Here is a 15602-nt window from a genome sequence, read left to right as displayed (position 1 = left end):
GCGCATGGCGCCGGAGTCGAAGGGCGCCCTTGTCGCCGGGCGCTCCCGAGTCCCCCGGGCCCAGCAGCGGTGCAAGTAGTGCGCAGCAAGCGCGAGGTCTGTCCGGGGCGTGGTCATGAATCCGACAGTTATCGCCCCTGATCGGACAAGCGCCGCGGATGTAGCGTGGCCACAAGGACCATACGATCAAGGATTACGGAACGGTCGCCGATCGTGATGCCCATCGACCTCGACACCCCCTACCCGCTCGACGACGCCCAGATCGAACGCTTCCGCCGCGACGGCTTCATCCGCCTCAGGGACGTGTTCGATGCACAAACCCTGCAGCATTACGGCCGGGAGATCACCCAACTCACGATCGCGCGCAATACCCAGACCAGGCCGCTGGAAGAACGCAGCACCTACGACCGCGCCTTCCTGCAGGTGATGAACCTCTGGCGCCAGGGCGGCCCGGCACGCGAGTTCGTGTTCGGAAAACGATTGGCCGGCATCGCGGCCGCGCTGCTAGAGGTGGACGGCGTGCGTCTGTACCACGACCAGTCGCTGTACAAGGAACCCGGCGGCGGTTTCACCCCCGCGCATGCCGACCAGTACTACTGGCCGCTGGCCAGCGATCGCTGCGTCACCGCCTGGGTGCCGCTGCAGGCGGTGCCGCAGGACATGGGCCCGCTGGCATTCTTCGCCGGCAGCCAGGCCGAGGAATTCGGCCGCGACCTGGGGATCTCCGACGAGAGCGAACGCGAGATCACCGCGGCGATGGAAACGCGCGGCTTCCCGGTGGTCGAAGCGCCGTTCGACCTGGGCGAGGTCAGCTTCCACCTGGGCTGGACCTTCCACCGCGCGGGACCCAATCGTTCCACCACGCCGCGCTCGGTGATGACGGTGATCTACATGGACCGCGACATGCGGCTCAAGGCGCCCGAGAACCATATGCAACAGGCGGACTGGGACACCTGGTGTCCCGGTGCCGTCATCGGCGAAATCATCGATACGCCGTTGAACCCGGTTCTATATGAGTCGCGCGGCGATTCGGTACCGCGCATGGAACTGGAAGCGACGCACGCATGAACGCCCGTCATTGCCTGGCCGCGTTGGCCGCCGTTCTCGCTCTCGTGGGAGCGGCTTCAGCCGCGAATGCTCTTGCGGGCCAGCCGCAAACGCCAACGAAGGCAATCGCGGCTGAAGCCGCTCCCACGGATGCCGCTCCTACGGGTGCCACGTTGCGCATGCGGGCGAAGGCCGGCGAGGAAGTCTTCTATCACGTGTTCTTCCGCAGCTTCCGCGATTCCGACGGCGATCGCATCGGCGACCTGAAAGGACTGACGGAGAAACTCGATTATCTGAAAGACCTCGGCATCACCTCGATCCTGCTCACGCCACTGCAGCCATCGCCCTACTACCACAATTATTTCGCCACCGATTTCGAAAGCATCGAGCCCGCCTACGGCACGATGCAGGATTACCGCGCCCTGCTCCGCGCGGCGCATGCATGCGGGCTCAAGGTTTACCTGGACATGGAGATCCAGTACGTCGGCGAAGGGCATCCATGGTGGGCTCAATCGCTGGGCAAGCCGGGCGCGCCGTTCGCCGACTTCCTGATCTGGCGCGACCCGACGCATACCGAAGCCGAACCGTTCCTCAACCAGGCGCGGTGGGAGGGCTACGACGGCCGCCACATCGGCATCGCCATGGTCAACCTCAACGATGCCAAGGTACGCGATTACTTCCAGCGCGTGCTGCTGCAGTGGGCCGATCCGCACGGCGACGGCAGCGGCCGCGACGGTGCCGATGGCTTCCGCATCGACCACATGATGGACGACCTCGACAACAAGGGCGTGGCCACGCGGCTGTTCGACACGTTCTGGAAGCCGATCTTCGACGCCCTGCGTCAGCGCCGCCCCGACTTCCGGATCATGGCCGAGCAGTACGACTGGGGCTATGGCGCGGACTGGCTGACGCGCGGCCATGCCGACCTGGTGTTCGCCTTCCCGCTGCGCGGCGCCATCGGCAAGCTCGACAAGGCGGAGATCGTCAAGGCGCTGCGAGAGACCGAAAGAATCACGCCGGCCGGCAAGAGCCAGATCGTGTTCCTGGAGAACCACGACACCGACCGCCTTATGTCGCTGCTCGATGGCGGTGCGGCGAAAGCGCGCGTCGCAGCGGCGATCATGCTGCTGGTACGCGGCGAACCGCTACTCTACTACGGCCAGGAATTGGGCATGCGCGGCGTCACCGGCAAGGCCGGCATGACCGACGCCAACCACATCCCGCTGCGCGAGGCGATGCGCTGGCGAGCCGATCTGGAGGCGCCCGGATCGGCAACCTGGTACCGCGGCGACAAGCCCTGGTGGCAGCAGCGCTACAACCGCAGCGGCGACGGGGTTTCCGTGCAGGAACAGGATGCCGAGCCGGCGTCCCTGCTCAACTGGTATCGCCGTCTGCTCGCACTGCGGCAGGCACGTCCGGAACTGCGCCGCGGAGACCAGCGGATCCTGTGCGAAAACGACAGCCAGGTGCTGTGCGTGCTGCGCGAAGGCGGCGGGCGACGCAGCCTGCTGGTCGCCAATCTCGGCGACAGGCCCGCAACGCCCGTGCTGGAGGACGCCTCTGCCGGCGTTACGTGGGTGGATCTGCTGGACGATACCGGCAAGGGCAACCCCGTCGATCCTGCGGCGCTGTCGCTGCCGCCGATGGCCGTGCGCATTCTGGGCACGCCGTAGGTCGGCCTGCGTCCCCACGCCGCCATCGCATTCGCTATGGGAGCGGCCTGGGCTGCGATTGCTGTTCGCGCGACACGTGAATCGGCGAGAGCCATCGCGGCCGAGGCCGCTCCCACGAGGCCGCTCCCACTTTGACGCTCCTACAATGACGCCATGCCCGTGCCTCATCTCGACCGCCCGATCTGCGAGCCGGTGCAACTGCGTCCTGGCGCACGACTGCGCGTCCGGCGCATTGTGGAAGGCGGCAGTGCTGCGCCTAGCGCGCCGTTCCCGCACTACCACGACGTATCCGAATTGGTGCTGTTCGGCCGCGTCCGCGGCCAGCTGGTCGCCGATGGCATGCGCTATGCGCTGACCGATGGCTGCGTAGTGTTCGTGCCCTCGCTGCGCCAGCACGATTTCGCGCTCGAGGGCGGGCCGCGCGACTGGACCCTGGTCCAGATCGACGCCGGCACGGTGGCGGCGCTCGCCGATGCGCCCGCAGGCGAGCCGCTGCGCGGCGTGTTCTGCGCACGGCCCGAAGCCGCCCTCACCGACCGAATCGCAATGCTGGGCGACTGGCTCGTGGAGGCGGCCGACAACGATGCGCTGGCCGCCTCGCTGGCGACGCTACTGCTGCAGGCCGTCGCCAGCGCGCCCCGCATCGAAGGGCGGCGCGAAGACGCGCAATCCGATGCGCTGCAGCGACTGCGCCCGGCACTGGAACGCCTGCGCCACGACCCTGCGCACGCGCCGTCTGCCGACGAAGCCGCCGCCCTGTGCGCGCTGTCGCCGGCGTATTTCAGCCGCCGCTTCCACCTGCAGCTCGGCATGGCCTGGAGCGAATACGTGCGCACCCACCGCCTGCACCTGGCCAGCCAGATGCTGCTGGAAAGCGATCGCAGCGCGGCCTCGATCGCGATCGCGCTCGGTTTTTCCACGCCCTCGCATTTCGGCGAACTGTTCCAGCGCAGGTTCGGGATATCGCCGAACGCCTACCGGCGCGCCGGCACGCGCTGAGGCATCGCGGCGATCGGGAACCCCCGTCCATCGCGGGATGACCAGTCTTTTGAAACCGCCTCGCCCAACGCGGAACGACGATCGAAGCGCATGACGCGCCCTAGCCCGGGCGCATCCCGCCGTAGGGCGACGCGGCGTCCGGTCGGACGCGGAACACCACGCTCATGCGTGGCCCGACGGCGCGCTTGGTCTTGGGGATACCGTGTTCGTGGGTGAACTGCGCGGCATGGCTCATGCGCAGCAGGCTGCCCGGCGCCAACTCGACCGCAACGGTTTCGCGCGCGCCGGCCTTCGCCCGGATCAGCATGCGTCGCGGCGCGCCCAGCGATACCAGGGCGATCGGATGACCGGCGCTGAGCGAATGCAGCTTGTCGTTGTGCATGGCCACGCTGTCGCGGCCGTCGCGGTACAGGTTCAGGCCCACGGCGTTGTAGGGCGCGGGCGCCAGCGCGCGCACGCGGTCGAGCATGGTCCGCAGCGGCAGCCGATCGGGAATTTCCGCAATCCGGAATGTCGCCAGCAACCGCGGCACGTCGACCACGCGGTCGTACATGGGACGCTGCAGCGATTCCCAGGCCACGCCATCGCGCAGGGCCTCGAACCAGGCCTGCGCGGTGTCCGGATCCACGAACCCGGGCCAGTAGCGGAAACCGCCCTGCGCATCGTCGATGAGCACCAGCGGCGATGCGGGCGCAGCGAACAGATCCGGCCCTGCCACGAAATCGCGCAGGCCCGGGCGCGTCGGTGCAGCCATTGCCATCCGGACTGCCGGCGACGATGCGGCCATCAGTGGAAATCCCGCGAGCCGGTGCGCAGCCCGCCCAGCATCGGCGAGAGGTCCTGCAGGTCGCTGGCGATCAGGTGTTCGACGCCATCGACGCGCTCCCAGCGGCCGCGTACGCCGAGCAGCTGCGCACCGAGCAGCACCTTGCGCCGGCGCGCGGCGAGTTTCTGCCAGACGATCACGTTGACCATGCCGTGCTCGTCCTCGAGGGTAACGAAGATGGTGCCGCTGGCGGTCGCGGGCCGCTGGCGGCCGGTGACCAGGCCGGCGGCCTGCACCTGGCTTCCGTGGCGGCGTTCGTGCAGTTCCTGCGAACCGAGCATGCGCCGCGCCCGCAGCTGCTCGCGCAGCAGCGACAGCGGATGCGGCGCCAGGGTCAGGCCGAGCGAGCGGTAATCGGCCTTGATCTCCTCGGCCAGGCGCGGCGCACGCAGGTCGACCGCGAGCTCTTCAGGACTGCCCAGCCGCTGCAGCGGCGCGCGCCGCTCGATCCCCGCAACCTGCCAGCGCGCGACGTTGCGGTTGCCGGCGAGCGACTGCAGCGCGCCGGCTTCGGCCAGCGCAGTGCGCGCCTTCTCGTCCAGGTTCGCGCGCAGGCACAGGTCGGCGATGTCGCGGAACGGCCGCTGCACGCGCGCGGCGACGATGGCGTTGGCCACTTCTTCCGCCAGGCCGCGCACTTCGCGCAGGCCCAGGCGAATGGCCGGCTGTGGGGTGTGTTGCAGGAGTGGAGACGACTTGTCGCCTCCGGTCAGTCGCGAACTATTGATCTCCAGGCAAAGCTCGCGACTGACGTCGCTCCCACAGGGCATCGCGTCGGCCAGCGCGTGGTTCCAGCCGCTGTTCATCACATCCACCGGCAGGAAATCGATGCCGACGCGCCCGCCCCTGCCACGCCGCGCGTCCTGCACGATCTGGCTGGGCGAATAGAAGCCCATCGGCTGCGAGTTGAGCAGCGCGCAGGCGAATGCGGCCGGTTCGTGTCGCTTGAGCCAGCAGCTGATGTACACCAGCTTGGCGAACGAGGCCGCATGGCTCTGCGGGAAGCCGTAGGAACCGAACCCCTTGATCTGTTCGAAGATCTGGTTGATGAACTCAGAGGAATAGCCCTTGTCTTCCATCAACGCGCGGATCTTCTCGCGATGCGGCGTCATGTCCCCGCCGCGCCCCCAGGCCGCCATCGACCGGCGCAGGCCATCGGCTTCCTCCGGCGTGTAGCCGGCATGGATCACCAGTTCCATCACCTGCTCCTGGAACAGCGGGATGCCGAGGGTGTTCTTCAGGATCGCCTCGATGCCCTCCGACGGATACACCACCGGATCCTTGCCCTGCCGCCGGCGCAGATAGGGATGCACCATGCCGCCCTGGATCGGACCGGGGCGGACGATCGCCACTTCCACGACGAGGTCGTAGAAGTCCTTGGGCTTCAGGCGCGGCAACATGCTCATCTGCGCGCGCGATTCGATCTGGAACACGCCCACCGTGTCGGCGGCCTGGATCATGGCGTAGGTCGCCTCGTCGCCTGGCGGCAGCCGTGCAAGGTCGATCGGGTAGCCGCGATGCCGTTCCACCAGCGCGACCGCCTTGCGGATGCAGGTCAGCATGCCCAGCGCAAGGCAATCAACCTTGAGCAGTTGCATCGTTTCCAGGTCGTCCTTGTCCCACTGGATGATGGTGCGGTCCGGCATCGCCGCGTTCTCCACCGGAACCACGGTGGATAGCGGCGCATCGGAAATGACGAAGCCGCCGACGTGCTGCGACAGGTGGCGCGGGTGGTCGCGCAGCTGCCCGGTAATCGCGAGCACGCGGGCGATCAGTGGATTCGCAGGATCGAAGCCGGCCTCCGCCAGGCGTTGTTCCATCGATGTCGCGCCGTTGCCCCAGCCGTAGCAGCCGGCCAGCAGCGTCACTTGGTCGGGCGGCAAGCCGAAGGCCTTGGCCACGTCGCGCACCGCACTCTTGCCGCGGTAGCGGATCACGGTAGCGGCCAGTGCCGCGCGCTCGCGCCCGTACTTGTTGTAGACGTACTGCAGAACTTCTTCCCGACGCTCGTGCTCGAAGTCGACATCGATGTCCGGCGGCTCGTTGCGCTCCTTGGACAGGAATCGCGCCATGAGCAACCGGCTTTCGGCGGGATTGACCACGGTGATCCCGAGCGCGAAGCACACCGCGGAATTCGCGGATGAGCCGCGCCCCTGGCACAGGATTTGGTTTTCCTTCGCAAAACGGACGATGTCCTGCACGGTCAGGAAGAAGGCCTCGTACTTGAGATGGGCGATCAGCTCGAGCTCTTCATCGATCTGCCTGGACACGTCCGCCGGTACGCCTTCCGGCCAGCGCTCGCGCATGCCGCGTTCGGTCAGCGCCCGAAGCCAGCTGGTCGTCGTGTGATCGTCGGGGACAAGTTCCAGCGGATAGCGATAGTCCAGATCGCGCTTGAGGTCGAATGTGCAGCGCTGCGCCAGCAGCGCCGCGGCTTCCAGCAATCGGCGCGGGTAGATGTTGCCGAGCGCGCGCCGCGTGCGCAGATGGCGCTCGCCGTTTCGGAACAGGTGCTCGCCGCAGTCGGCCAACGGCGTGTTGTGCCGAATCGCGGTCATCGTGTCCTGTAGCGCGCGGCGGCGGCGTACGTCCATGTGCACGTCGCCGGCGGCGACCGGCTCCATCCGCAATCCGCGCGCCAGCGCCAGCAACTGCGCGAGGCGCGCGGCATCGTCCTGCTCGCGATGCAGTTCCGCCGCCAGGAAGGCGCGCTCGCCGAACAGCGCCTGCAGCCAGTGTCCCTGCGCCGGATCCGGCTCGCGCGCGGGAATCCACAATGCGAACAGCCCCAGGTCCTGCTCCGACACCCCGCCCAGCACGCGCTCGACATCCTCGCGCGCCAGGCGATATGTCCCCTTCTTCGGCAGGGCGCGGCGCGCAATGGTGATCAACTCGCACAGCCGAGTGTAGCCAGGCCCGGTTTCCACCAGCAGCACGCACTTCAACCCGCAGGCCATGACGAACTCGCTGCCGACGACTAGTTTCAGGTCAGTCGCTCGGGAGGCCTCGAGCGCCCGTACGATGCCGGCCAGCGAGCACTCGTCGGTGATCGCCAGCGCCTGGTAACCGCACCGCTGCGCGCGCGCGAACAGTTCTTCCGCGCTGGCCGCACCGCGCAGGAACGAGAAGTCCGACAGGCAGTGCAGTTCGGCATAGGTCGGCAGATGGTCTTCCCATGGACCGTCGTCGTTGGCGGCGCGCGCACCGAGGCGCTGCGCGACCTCCCATGCGCGGGGCGGACGACCGCCGGGCGTGTCGCGATCCACACCGTCGACTGCATCGTCCCAGCTCATGGCAGCGCACTCATGCGAACCACCCGTGCAGCATCCAACCACCCTGCTCGCCTGGTGGGGCGAACGCCCAGGCGCGCTGGCCCTGCGTTGTTTCCAGCACGTAATAGTCGCGACGCGCGTCCTCGCCATCCCACCAACCGCTTTCCAGGCGCTCCGGCCCGGACACGATGCGCAGGCGCGCACCGCGCAGCGGCAGCGGGCGCGGCAGCAGCCACAGGGGTCGCGGAGGACGCGGCGGTGCTGCGTCGATGCGCGCGCCGTCGCCCTCGATCCGCCGCCATGCGCGTTCGGGGCGCGGGTCGCCCGCTGGCGCGATGCGATAGACCGCATCGTCGCCGAGCCGTGCGCGCAGGCGCTCGCGCAGCTGCGGCCACGGCAGCTGCTGCTGCGCGCGCACCTCGAATAGATCGCGCGACGCCGGCACGAACGGCGGCAGCTCGCGCGCCAGCAGGCGCATGCCGACCACGGGTTTCGCCAGGGCCACACGCTCGAGCCGGCTGCGGGCCAGTTCGAACAGCATCGCCGGTTCGCGCTCGGGCGCCAGCAGGCCGACCTCCACGTCGGCATGGCCTTCCTCGTGCTCCAGCCGCAGCACGAAGCGCTGGATGCCGCCATCGCGCACCGACAGATAGGTGCACAGGTCGCCGACCAGCCGCCGCAGCGGGAACAGCAGCGCGGTGTGGCTTTCCACCTCGTAGCCCAGTTCCACCCGCGCGTCGAAATGGTCGGGCGGCGCATAGAACGCCAGCGGGTCGTCGGCCTCGCCGTAGAGCCGGTCCATGTGCTCCAGCAGCGGCAGGCCGAAGCGGCGGCGCACGGCATCGCGCGGCAGCGCGCGCAGCGTGCGCAGGTCGAGGATGCCCATGCGCTGCAGGCGTTCGCCGCTGTCGCCGGGCAGCTGCGCGCGGCGCACCGGTACGCGGTCGAGCGTGTCGGCCATCGCGCCGGGGTGCGGCAAGGCCAGCCCGTCGCGCAACCCGGCGAACACTTGCGCGGCGCGCGGCGTCGGCGCCAGCGCGATGCGATGGCAGAAGCCGAGCGCATCGAGTTCCTCGCGCAGCCGCGCCTCGATCCGCGGCCATGGCCCCAGCAGCCGGAAGCTCGCGCGTACTTCCAGCACGATGCAGCCGGGCCACTGCGCGCTGACCAGCGAGCTGTGCCGGTACGCCCACGCCGCGAGGAAACGCTGCCAGCGCGCATCGGCTTGGCGGTCGTGTTCGACCAGCGCCACCTCGGGCAGCAGCGCATGCGCCGCGGTCAGGCGCATGCCGGCACGCAGGCCGGCGTCCGCAGCGGCGGTATTGACGGCATGTAGCGTGCGCAGCTGCGCCGGCCCGCCGACCAGCGCCAGTGGCGCGTCGGGATCAGGCCGGCGCCGGAGGACGGCATCCAGCGCCAGTTGCGGCAGCAGTACGCAGGCCCAGAGCATGCGCGCGCCTCAACCCACACCCGCGGTGGACATACCCGTGGCTAGCGCGCCCATGGAGAATGCGCGCGCCGGCACCGCGGCGCCGCGGCACTTGCGCACGTGCCAGGCCATGCCGCCATGCCCGTCGCCGAGCGCCTCGAGCCGCAACGCGGCCGGCGACGGATTGGCCGCATGCCTGCGATCGCGCAGCGCGAAGCCCAGGCAGTCGCCGCTGTCGGCCGCCACCTGCAGGCGTCTCAGCGCCTGCGCGTCGGCCTGCGCCGGCCACCCCAGCACCGCCGCGCAGGCGCCGCTGCGCAGGCATTGTTCGAATGCCCACAGCGCATCGCGCGGCGATGCCTCGACCATCTCCAGCCGCGCCAGATCCACGCCCGCCGCCTGCCAGGCCGGCGCATACGGCAGGTACGGCGGTGCCACCACCGCCACCGTGCCGCCTGCCCGGGTCAGCCGTGCCAGCGCCGGCAGCAGCAGCGACAGTTCGCCCACGCCGTCGGCAGGCAGCAGCAGTTCGGTCAGCGCGCCGCGCGGCCAGCCGCATTGCGGCAGCAGCGCATCGAGCGCGTCGTGTCCGGTCGGCTCGGCGTCCACAGCGACTGCGGCCATGCGCCCGGCATGCCAGAGCGTGCGAGCAGCCAGCATGGAATCCAGCGTGGTCGCGACGACGCCCATCACTCCGCCCTGACCAGCCCGCAGTACAGGCCCTCGATCGCGAAATCGCTACCTGGCGGCACCTCGATCGGCGCATAGTCGGGATTGCGCGGCAGCAGGCGGATGCGGGTCTTCGTTTGCTCGAACCGCTTGATGGTGATCTCGCCGTCGATCCGCGCCACCACCACCTGGCCGCTGCGCGCTTCATTGGTGCGCTTCACCGCCACCAGGTCGCCGTCGAAGATGCCGTCGTCGCGCATCGAATCGCCCTTCACCTTCAACAGGTAATCGGGCGTGACCGAAAACAGCGCACGGTCCAGCAGCACATGGCGGTCGCTGCCGATGTCCGCGCCGATCGGCGCGCCGGCGGCCACCTGGCCCAGGACCGGAAGCTGCATGCGGTCGTCGTACCGTGGCATCCGTCCGCGATGCCGCGGTGCGTCGTGCTGAAACCCGGTCAGCCGGATGCCATGCGCCTGGTTCGGCCGCACGCTCAGGTAGCCGGCCTGCTCGAGCCGCTTCACGTGCTTGTGCGCGGCGCAGGCCTGGGCGAAGCCGAAGGCATCAGCGATCTGCTGCAGGGTCGGCGGCAGGCCCTCGGCCGCGGCATGGGCCTGGATGAAGTCGAAAACCGCGCGCTGGCGGTCGGTGAGGTCGTCGCTCATGGGTAAAAATCTATTTACCTTTCCAGGCAAAGGCAAGACATTTCCGGGCCGATTCCGCGCCCGACCCGTCTCACCGATCAAGACCGGTTATGGATCAGCCGCTTACCGGAAAGTTTGCCCTCCGAAGGCATCCTGTCCGAAGCCGAATTCGCTGCGTGGCCGCGCGCGGATCCAGGGCCCGGTCCTGCCGGCGGTGCACGAAGCGGCGGCCGGCTACGCTGGCTGAAACGGCTGCTCCGCCTACGGGCGGTTCCGTCGCGCCGCCGCCGGCTTTCGTCGCAGGGCCGGCCCGGCGCCATCCTGGCGGCCCTATGCTTCGCCGCATCCAGCCTCAGGGAACCGCCGTGATCCGCAGCTTCTGGTTCGTGCTCCGCCTGGTCGCCGCCTGGGCCGGCGTCGTCCTGCTCGCGGCACTGCTGTGGTCGGGCCTGCCCTGGATCGGCAACTGGGAACTGCCGGCCGTACTGTTCGGCTTCGTCACGATGGGGTTGGTGATCACCGGCGCGCTCTCGCACATCGGCCGGGTGCGGCTGATCGCCGACCGCATCGACCGCACCACGCTGGCCAACCGCCAGCGGCGCCAGGTCGAGATCCCATTCGAGGCCGGCGAAGCCTTCGACCTGGTGGATGCAGCGATCCGCGAACTGCCCGGCGTGGAACAGATCGAAAGCGCGCGCGACAGCCTGCAGGTGAAGGCCAAGGTGCGCCGTCCGCAGACCTACGGCGAATATCCGCTGGGCCGGTGGAATCCGCTGGTGTGGTTCGGCATTCCGCGCAACCAGGTGCTGGCCACGGTCGCGCCGGCCGGCGACAGCGGCAGCGTCACCGTCATCTGCGAACCCGAAAGCCCGGCCTGGAGCGATCTGTTCCGGGTCGACGACGGCACCAACTACGAGAACGCCGAGGCGATCACCCGCGCCATCACCCGCCGCATCGCCGAGCGCCGTCGCGGCGAACAGGCCGCCGCTGCGCAGACCGCGACGGAGAAGGAGCTCACGGTGGCCAAGTTGAGCCTGCTGCATGCGCAGGTCGAGCCGCACTTCCTCTACAACACCCTGGCCAGCGCGAAGCTGCTCACCCGCAGCGATCCCGAGCGCGCGGAATCCATGCTCGGCCATCTCATCCAGTATCTGCGCCATTCGCTGCCGCGCACAGATGACGCGCAGTCCACGCTGGGCGAGGAACTCGAACGCGCGCTTGCGTACCTGGAGATCCTGAAGATCCGCATGGGCCCGCGTCTCACCCTGCAGGTCGACGTGCCCGACGCGCTGCGCCACACGCCGCTGCCGCCGATGATGCTGCAGACGCTGGTGGAGAATGCGATCAAGCATGGCCTGGAACCGAAGACCGCCGGCGGCACGGTCTGGATCCGCGCGCGTCGCAGCGACGACATCGTTTCGATCACCGTAGCCGACGACGGTGACGGCTTCAGCGCCAAGACCGGCGGCACCGGCATCGGCCTGAAGAACGTGCGCGAACGTCTGCAACTGCTGTATGACGGCGCGGCGTCCCTGGCGGTGGTGGCCAACTTCCCAGCCGGAGTGGCGGCGACGATTTCGGTGCCCGCGGCCAGCGAAACGGTGCGGGAGGCGCGGCATGGCTAGCGCCGTCATCGCCGAAGACGAAGCCCTGCTGCGTGCGGCGCTGCGCGACGCGCTGGCGCAGGCCTGGCCGGAGCTGCAGATCGTGGCCGAGTGCGAGGACGGCGCCAGTGCGCTGGAAGCGATCGCCGAACACACGCCGGACGTGGCCTTCCTCGACATCCGCATGCCCGGCCTGACCGGACTGGAAGTGGCCGCCGCCGCGACCGAAGCCAGCCCGGACACCCGCATCGTATTCACCACCGCCTACGACCAGTACGCCATCGATGCATTCGAGCGCGGTGCGGTCGACTATCTGCTCAAGCCGATCGCCGCCGAGCGCCTGGCCGCCACCGTGCAACGCCTGCAGTCGCGCGCCGGAGCGCCGATGCACGATGCCGGCGCGCTGGCCGAGCTGCTGCGCAAGCTCGGGGCCGCGCTACCGCGCGATGCCGCGCGCGAACCGCTGACCTGGATCACCGCCAGCGCCGGTCGCGAGACCCGGCTCATCGGCATCGACGACGTCATCTACTTTCGCGCCGCGGACAAGTACACCACCGTGGTCACCGCCGAAGGCGAAGCGCTGCTGCGCACGCCGATCAAGGACCTGCTGGCAGCGCTCGACGGCGCGCACTTCCGGCAGATCCACCGTTCCACCATCGTCAACCTCAAGGCCATCGCCTCGATCGTGCGCGACGACGGCGGTCGCGGCATCGTGCGGCTCAGGGGGCGACCGGAAACGCTCGCGGTCAGCCAGCCGTTCATGGCTCTGTTCCGGCATATGTGATTTTTCGTTCCCCTGCGGAGGTCGCCGTGCGTATCCTCATCCTTGCCTTGCCACTTGTCGCCGCCCTGGCCGGCTGCGATACCGGCGGTACCACCATCGTCGTGCGCAGCAAATCCGATGGCGAATGGATCATCGACAGCCGGGTGCGGATCGACGGCGGCATCGCCCGGTTCGAATGCCTGCACAGCGCCACCCGGCGCTGCCACTACACACTGTTTCCGGCCGGCTGCACTTCCTCTTCCGGCAGCACGCGCTGCAGCGGCCAGGCGCTGGACCAGTTCAGCATGGCGGTCGATTCGACCCGCGTGCTGAGCGGCCTGTCCGACTTCAAGCTGTGCGTGAGCCATCGGCCCGGACAGATGCGGCCCGACTGCACGCTGCAGAAGGGTTGAGCGAAGCGATCGTCGCTGCGGGGCATCATTCAGCGCTTCGACCGGATCGACCGAAGCGATACCGCAAGCGACACGCGACGGTCACGGACGCGAGCGCAGCATGGGCGCAACCCTTGCACAGGAGCCGCGCCATGGCCACGAAGAAGTCCGCGAAAAAGCCCCCTCAGAGCAAGACCGCGGCGCGCAGGCGCGGCGGCGCAGCGGACGACGCGCGGGGTCGTGGCGACGAGCTGCAACAGTTCGCCGGCGGCACCCATCCGGTGCTGACCACCAACCTGGGCATCCCGGTCAGCGACAACCAGAACTCGCTGCGCGCAGGCGAGCGCGGACCGACCTTGCTGGAAGACTTCGTCCTGCGCGAGAAGATCACCCACTTCGACCACGAGCGCATCCCCGAGCGCATCGTGCACGCCCGCGGCAGCGCGGCGCACGGCTATTTCGAACTGACCAGGTCGCTGGCCAAGTACACGCGCGCGAAGCTGCTTACCGAGGTCGGGGTGCGCACGCCGGTCTTCACCCGCTTCTCCACCGTCGCCGGCGGGGCCGGTTCGGTCGACACCCCGCGCGACGTGCGCGGCTTCGCGGTGAAGTTCTACACCCAGGAAGGCAACTGGGACCTGGTCGGCAACAACATCCCGGTGTTCTTCATCCAGGACGCGATGAAGTTCCCGGACGTGGTGCACTCGGTGAAGATGGAACCCGATCGCGCCTTTCCCCAGGCTGCCAGCGCGCACGATACGTTCTGGGATTTCATCTCGCTCACGCCCGAATCGATGCACATGATCATGTGGGCGATGAGCGACCGCACCATCCCGCGCTACCTGCGCACCATCGAGGGCTTCGGCGTGCACAGCTTCCGCCTGCTCGACGAGCGCGGCAACAGCACGTTCTGCAAATTCCACTGGCGGCCGAAACTCGGCATCCAGTCCACCGTCTGGGACGAGTCGCTGAAACTGCAGGCCGCCGACAACGACTTCCATCGCCGCGACCTGTTCGAATCGATCCAGTCGGGCAATTTCCCGGAATGGGAGTTCGGCGTACAGCTGTTCAGCGAAGCCGACGCAGCCAAGTTCCCGTTCGACCATCTCGATCCGACCAAGCTGATCCCCGAGGAAATGGTGCCGCTGACCATCATCGGGCGCATGGTGCTGGACCGCTGGCCGGACAACTTCTTCGCCGAGACCGAACAGGTCGCGTTCTGCCCCGCGAACATCGTGCCAGGCATCGACTTCAGCAACGATCCACTGCTGCAGGGGCGGCTGTTCTCGTACCTGGACACGCAGCTCATCCGCCTGGGCGGGCCCAACTTCCACCAGATCCCGATCAACGCGCCCAAGTGCCCGTTCGCCAACCTGCAGCGCGACGGCCATATGCAGATGCTGGTGCCGAAGGGGCGGGTGAACTACGAGCCCAGCTCGCTGCAGGCCGACACCCCGCGCGCGACGCCCGACGGATTCCGCAGCCACGCCACCCCCGACGACGGCGTCAAGGGCCGCGTGCGCGCGGAAAGTTTTGCCGACCACTACAGCCAGGCGCGGCTGTTCTACCGTAGCCAGAGCGCGATCGAGCAGGCGCATATCGCCTCGGCGCTGGTGTTCGAGCTGTCGAAGGTGGAAACCGTCTACGTGCGCGAACGCATGGTCGGACATCTGCGCCATATCGACGAGGACCTGGCGCAACGCGTGGCGGACGGCCTGGCGCTGGATGCGCTGCCGCCGGCGCCGCCGGCCAAGGTCGCGCCGCAGGACATGAAGCTCTCGCCCGCGCTGCGCATCATCGACCGGATGAAGGACACGCTGGAAGGCCGCTGCGTCGGCATCCTGGTGGACGATGGCTCCGACGCCGCCACGCTCAAGGCGCTGCGCGCCGCGGTGGAAAAGGCGGGAGCCAAGGTCAAGATCATCGCACCCAAGGTCGGCGGCGCGGTGCTGAGCGACCGCAGGAAGCAGCCGGCCGACGGTCAGCTGGCCGGAACCCCGTCGATGTTGTTCGACGCAGTCGCGCTGGTGCTGTCCGACGAGGCCGGGCGCAAGCTTGCGAAGGAAGCCGCCGCTGTCGACTTCGTGCGCGATGCCTTCGGCCACCTCAAGGCGATCGCCGCCGACGCCGGCGCGCAGGCGGTGCTCAAGGCCGGCGGCGTCGTGAAGGACGCGGGCGTGATCGACGCGGGCGACCCGAAAGCCTTCGTCGCCGCAGCCAAGACCCGGCAATGGGCGCGCGAGAAGAAGGTGCGCACCCTGGCCTGAATCCGCGGCCTGCGTCG

At 68.7% G+C, this 15602-nt stretch carries 12 protein-coding genes; 7 read left to right on the top strand and 5 right to left on the bottom strand.

The features are described 5' to 3' along the window. The first annotated feature begins 216 nt into the window (after positions 1-216). The 3 genes from MC375_RS10020 to MC375_RS10010 all read left to right on the top strand — a co-directional run bounded on the left by MC375_RS10020 (position 217) and on the right by MC375_RS10010 (position 3719). The gene (locus tag MC375_RS10020) at positions 217-1068 is read left to right on the top strand and encodes a phytanoyl-CoA dioxygenase family protein (protein WP_242103241.1); all 852 of its coding nucleotides are present in this window, start codon (positions 217-219) and stop codon (positions 1066-1068) included. A 158-nt stretch (positions 1069-1226) separates the two neighbouring features. Continuing rightward, positions 1227-2720: an alpha-amylase family glycosyl hydrolase gene (locus tag MC375_RS10015; protein ID WP_242103239.1), complete on the top strand. Its 1494-nt coding sequence runs from the start codon at positions 1227-1229 to the stop codon at positions 2718-2720. Positions 2721-2873: 153 nt separating this feature from the next. After that, positions 2874-3719, top strand: coding sequence for an AraC family transcriptional regulator (locus MC375_RS10010; RefSeq protein ID WP_242103237.1), 846 nt, complete (start codon positions 2874-2876; stop codon positions 3717-3719). A gap of 100 nt (positions 3720-3819) precedes the next feature. Here MC375_RS10010 and MC375_RS10005 read toward each other — a convergent pair whose 3' ends face one another. From MC375_RS10005 to lexA, 5 genes are read right to left on the bottom strand one after another with little or no spacing between them, the layout of a single operon-like run. Further along, a complete protein-coding gene (locus MC375_RS10005; protein WP_242103236.1) occupies positions 3820-4473 on the bottom strand; it encodes an alpha-ketoglutarate-dependent dioxygenase AlkB in 654 nt (217 codons plus the stop codon). Positions 4474-4505: 32 nt separating this feature from the next. Continuing rightward, positions 4506-7838, bottom strand: coding sequence for an error-prone DNA polymerase (locus tag MC375_RS10000; protein WP_242103235.1), 3333 nt, complete (start codon positions 7836-7838; stop codon positions 4506-4508). A 10-nt stretch (positions 7839-7848) separates the two neighbouring features. Next, complete coding sequence (locus MC375_RS09995; protein WP_242103234.1) at positions 7849-9267, bottom strand: DNA polymerase Y family protein; 1419 nt, start codon at positions 9265-9267, stop codon at positions 7849-7851. Between the two features lie 9 nt (positions 9268-9276). After that, positions 9277-9936, bottom strand: coding sequence for a translesion DNA synthesis-associated protein ImuA (gene imuA, locus MC375_RS09990; RefSeq protein ID WP_242103233.1), 660 nt, complete (start codon positions 9934-9936; stop codon positions 9277-9279). After that, positions 9936-10580: a transcriptional repressor LexA gene (gene lexA, locus MC375_RS09985; protein ID WP_242103232.1), complete on the bottom strand. Its 645-nt coding sequence runs from the start codon at positions 10578-10580 to the stop codon at positions 9936-9938. Before lexA ends, imuA begins: the two co-directional genes overlap by 1 nt. A 344-nt stretch (positions 10581-10924) precedes the next feature. Between lexA and MC375_RS09980 the strand changes: the two genes are divergently transcribed. From MC375_RS09980 to MC375_RS09965, 4 genes are all read left to right on the top strand, one after another. Beyond that, the gene (locus tag MC375_RS09980) at positions 10925-12184 is read left to right on the top strand and encodes a histidine kinase (protein ID WP_242103231.1); all 1260 of its coding nucleotides are present in this window, start codon (positions 10925-10927) and stop codon (positions 12182-12184) included. After that, a complete protein-coding gene (locus MC375_RS09975; protein ID WP_242103230.1) occupies positions 12177-12947 on the top strand; it encodes a LytTR family DNA-binding domain-containing protein in 771 nt (256 codons plus the stop codon). The genes MC375_RS09980 and MC375_RS09975 overlap by 8 nt, the downstream gene beginning before the upstream one ends. Positions 12948-12973: 26 nt before the next feature. Then, complete coding sequence (locus MC375_RS09970; protein WP_242103228.1) at positions 12974-13339, top strand: hypothetical protein; 366 nt, start codon at positions 12974-12976, stop codon at positions 13337-13339. A gap of 131 nt (positions 13340-13470) precedes the next feature. Further along, the gene (locus tag MC375_RS09965) at positions 13471-15585 is read left to right on the top strand and encodes a catalase (RefSeq protein ID WP_242103227.1); all 2115 of its coding nucleotides are present in this window, start codon (positions 13471-13473) and stop codon (positions 15583-15585) included. The last annotated feature ends 17 nt before the right edge of the window (positions 15586-15602 follow it).

Source organism: Lysobacter sp. M2-1, from assembly GCF_022662495.1.
Lineage (GTDB): Bacteria > Pseudomonadota > Gammaproteobacteria > Xanthomonadales > Xanthomonadaceae > JAKPBU01.
The sequence above is the reverse complement of the archived record's forward strand: the minus strand, read 5'-3'. Positions and strand labels throughout refer to the sequence as shown.

What these genes read in the sequence shown, in the direction of transcription:
- lexA (WP_242103232.1), bottom strand. Translation starts at nt 10,580, where the DNA reads ATGAGCGACGACCTCACCGACCGCCAGCGCGCGGTTTTCGACTTCATC.
- MC375_RS10005 (WP_242103236.1), bottom strand. Translation starts at nt 4,473, where the DNA reads ATGGCTGCACCGACGCGCCCGGGCCTGCGCGATTTCGTGGCAGGGCCG.
- MC375_RS09995 (WP_242103234.1), bottom strand. Translation starts at nt 9,267, where the DNA reads ATGCTCTGGGCCTGCGTACTGCTGCCGCAACTGGCGCTGGATGCCGTC.
- MC375_RS10000 (WP_242103235.1), bottom strand. Translation starts at nt 7,838, where the DNA reads ATGAGCTGGGACGATGCAGTCGACGGTGTGGATCGCGACACGCCCGGC.
- MC375_RS09965 (WP_242103227.1), top strand. Translation starts at nt 13,471, where the DNA reads ATGGCCACGAAGAAGTCCGCGAAAAAGCCCCCTCAGAGCAAGACCGCG.
- MC375_RS10020 (WP_242103241.1), top strand. Translation starts at nt 217, where the DNA reads ATGCCCATCGACCTCGACACCCCCTACCCGCTCGACGACGCCCAGATC.
- imuA (WP_242103233.1), bottom strand. Translation starts at nt 9,936, where the DNA reads ATGGGCGTCGTCGCGACCACGCTGGATTCCATGCTGGCTGCTCGCACG.
- MC375_RS09975 (WP_242103230.1), top strand. Translation starts at nt 12,177, where the DNA reads ATGGCTAGCGCCGTCATCGCCGAAGACGAAGCCCTGCTGCGTGCGGCG.
- MC375_RS10015 (WP_242103239.1), top strand. Translation starts at nt 1,227, where the DNA reads ATGCGGGCGAAGGCCGGCGAGGAAGTCTTCTATCACGTGTTCTTCCGC.
- MC375_RS10010 (WP_242103237.1), top strand. Translation starts at nt 2,874, where the DNA reads ATGCCCGTGCCTCATCTCGACCGCCCGATCTGCGAGCCGGTGCAACTG.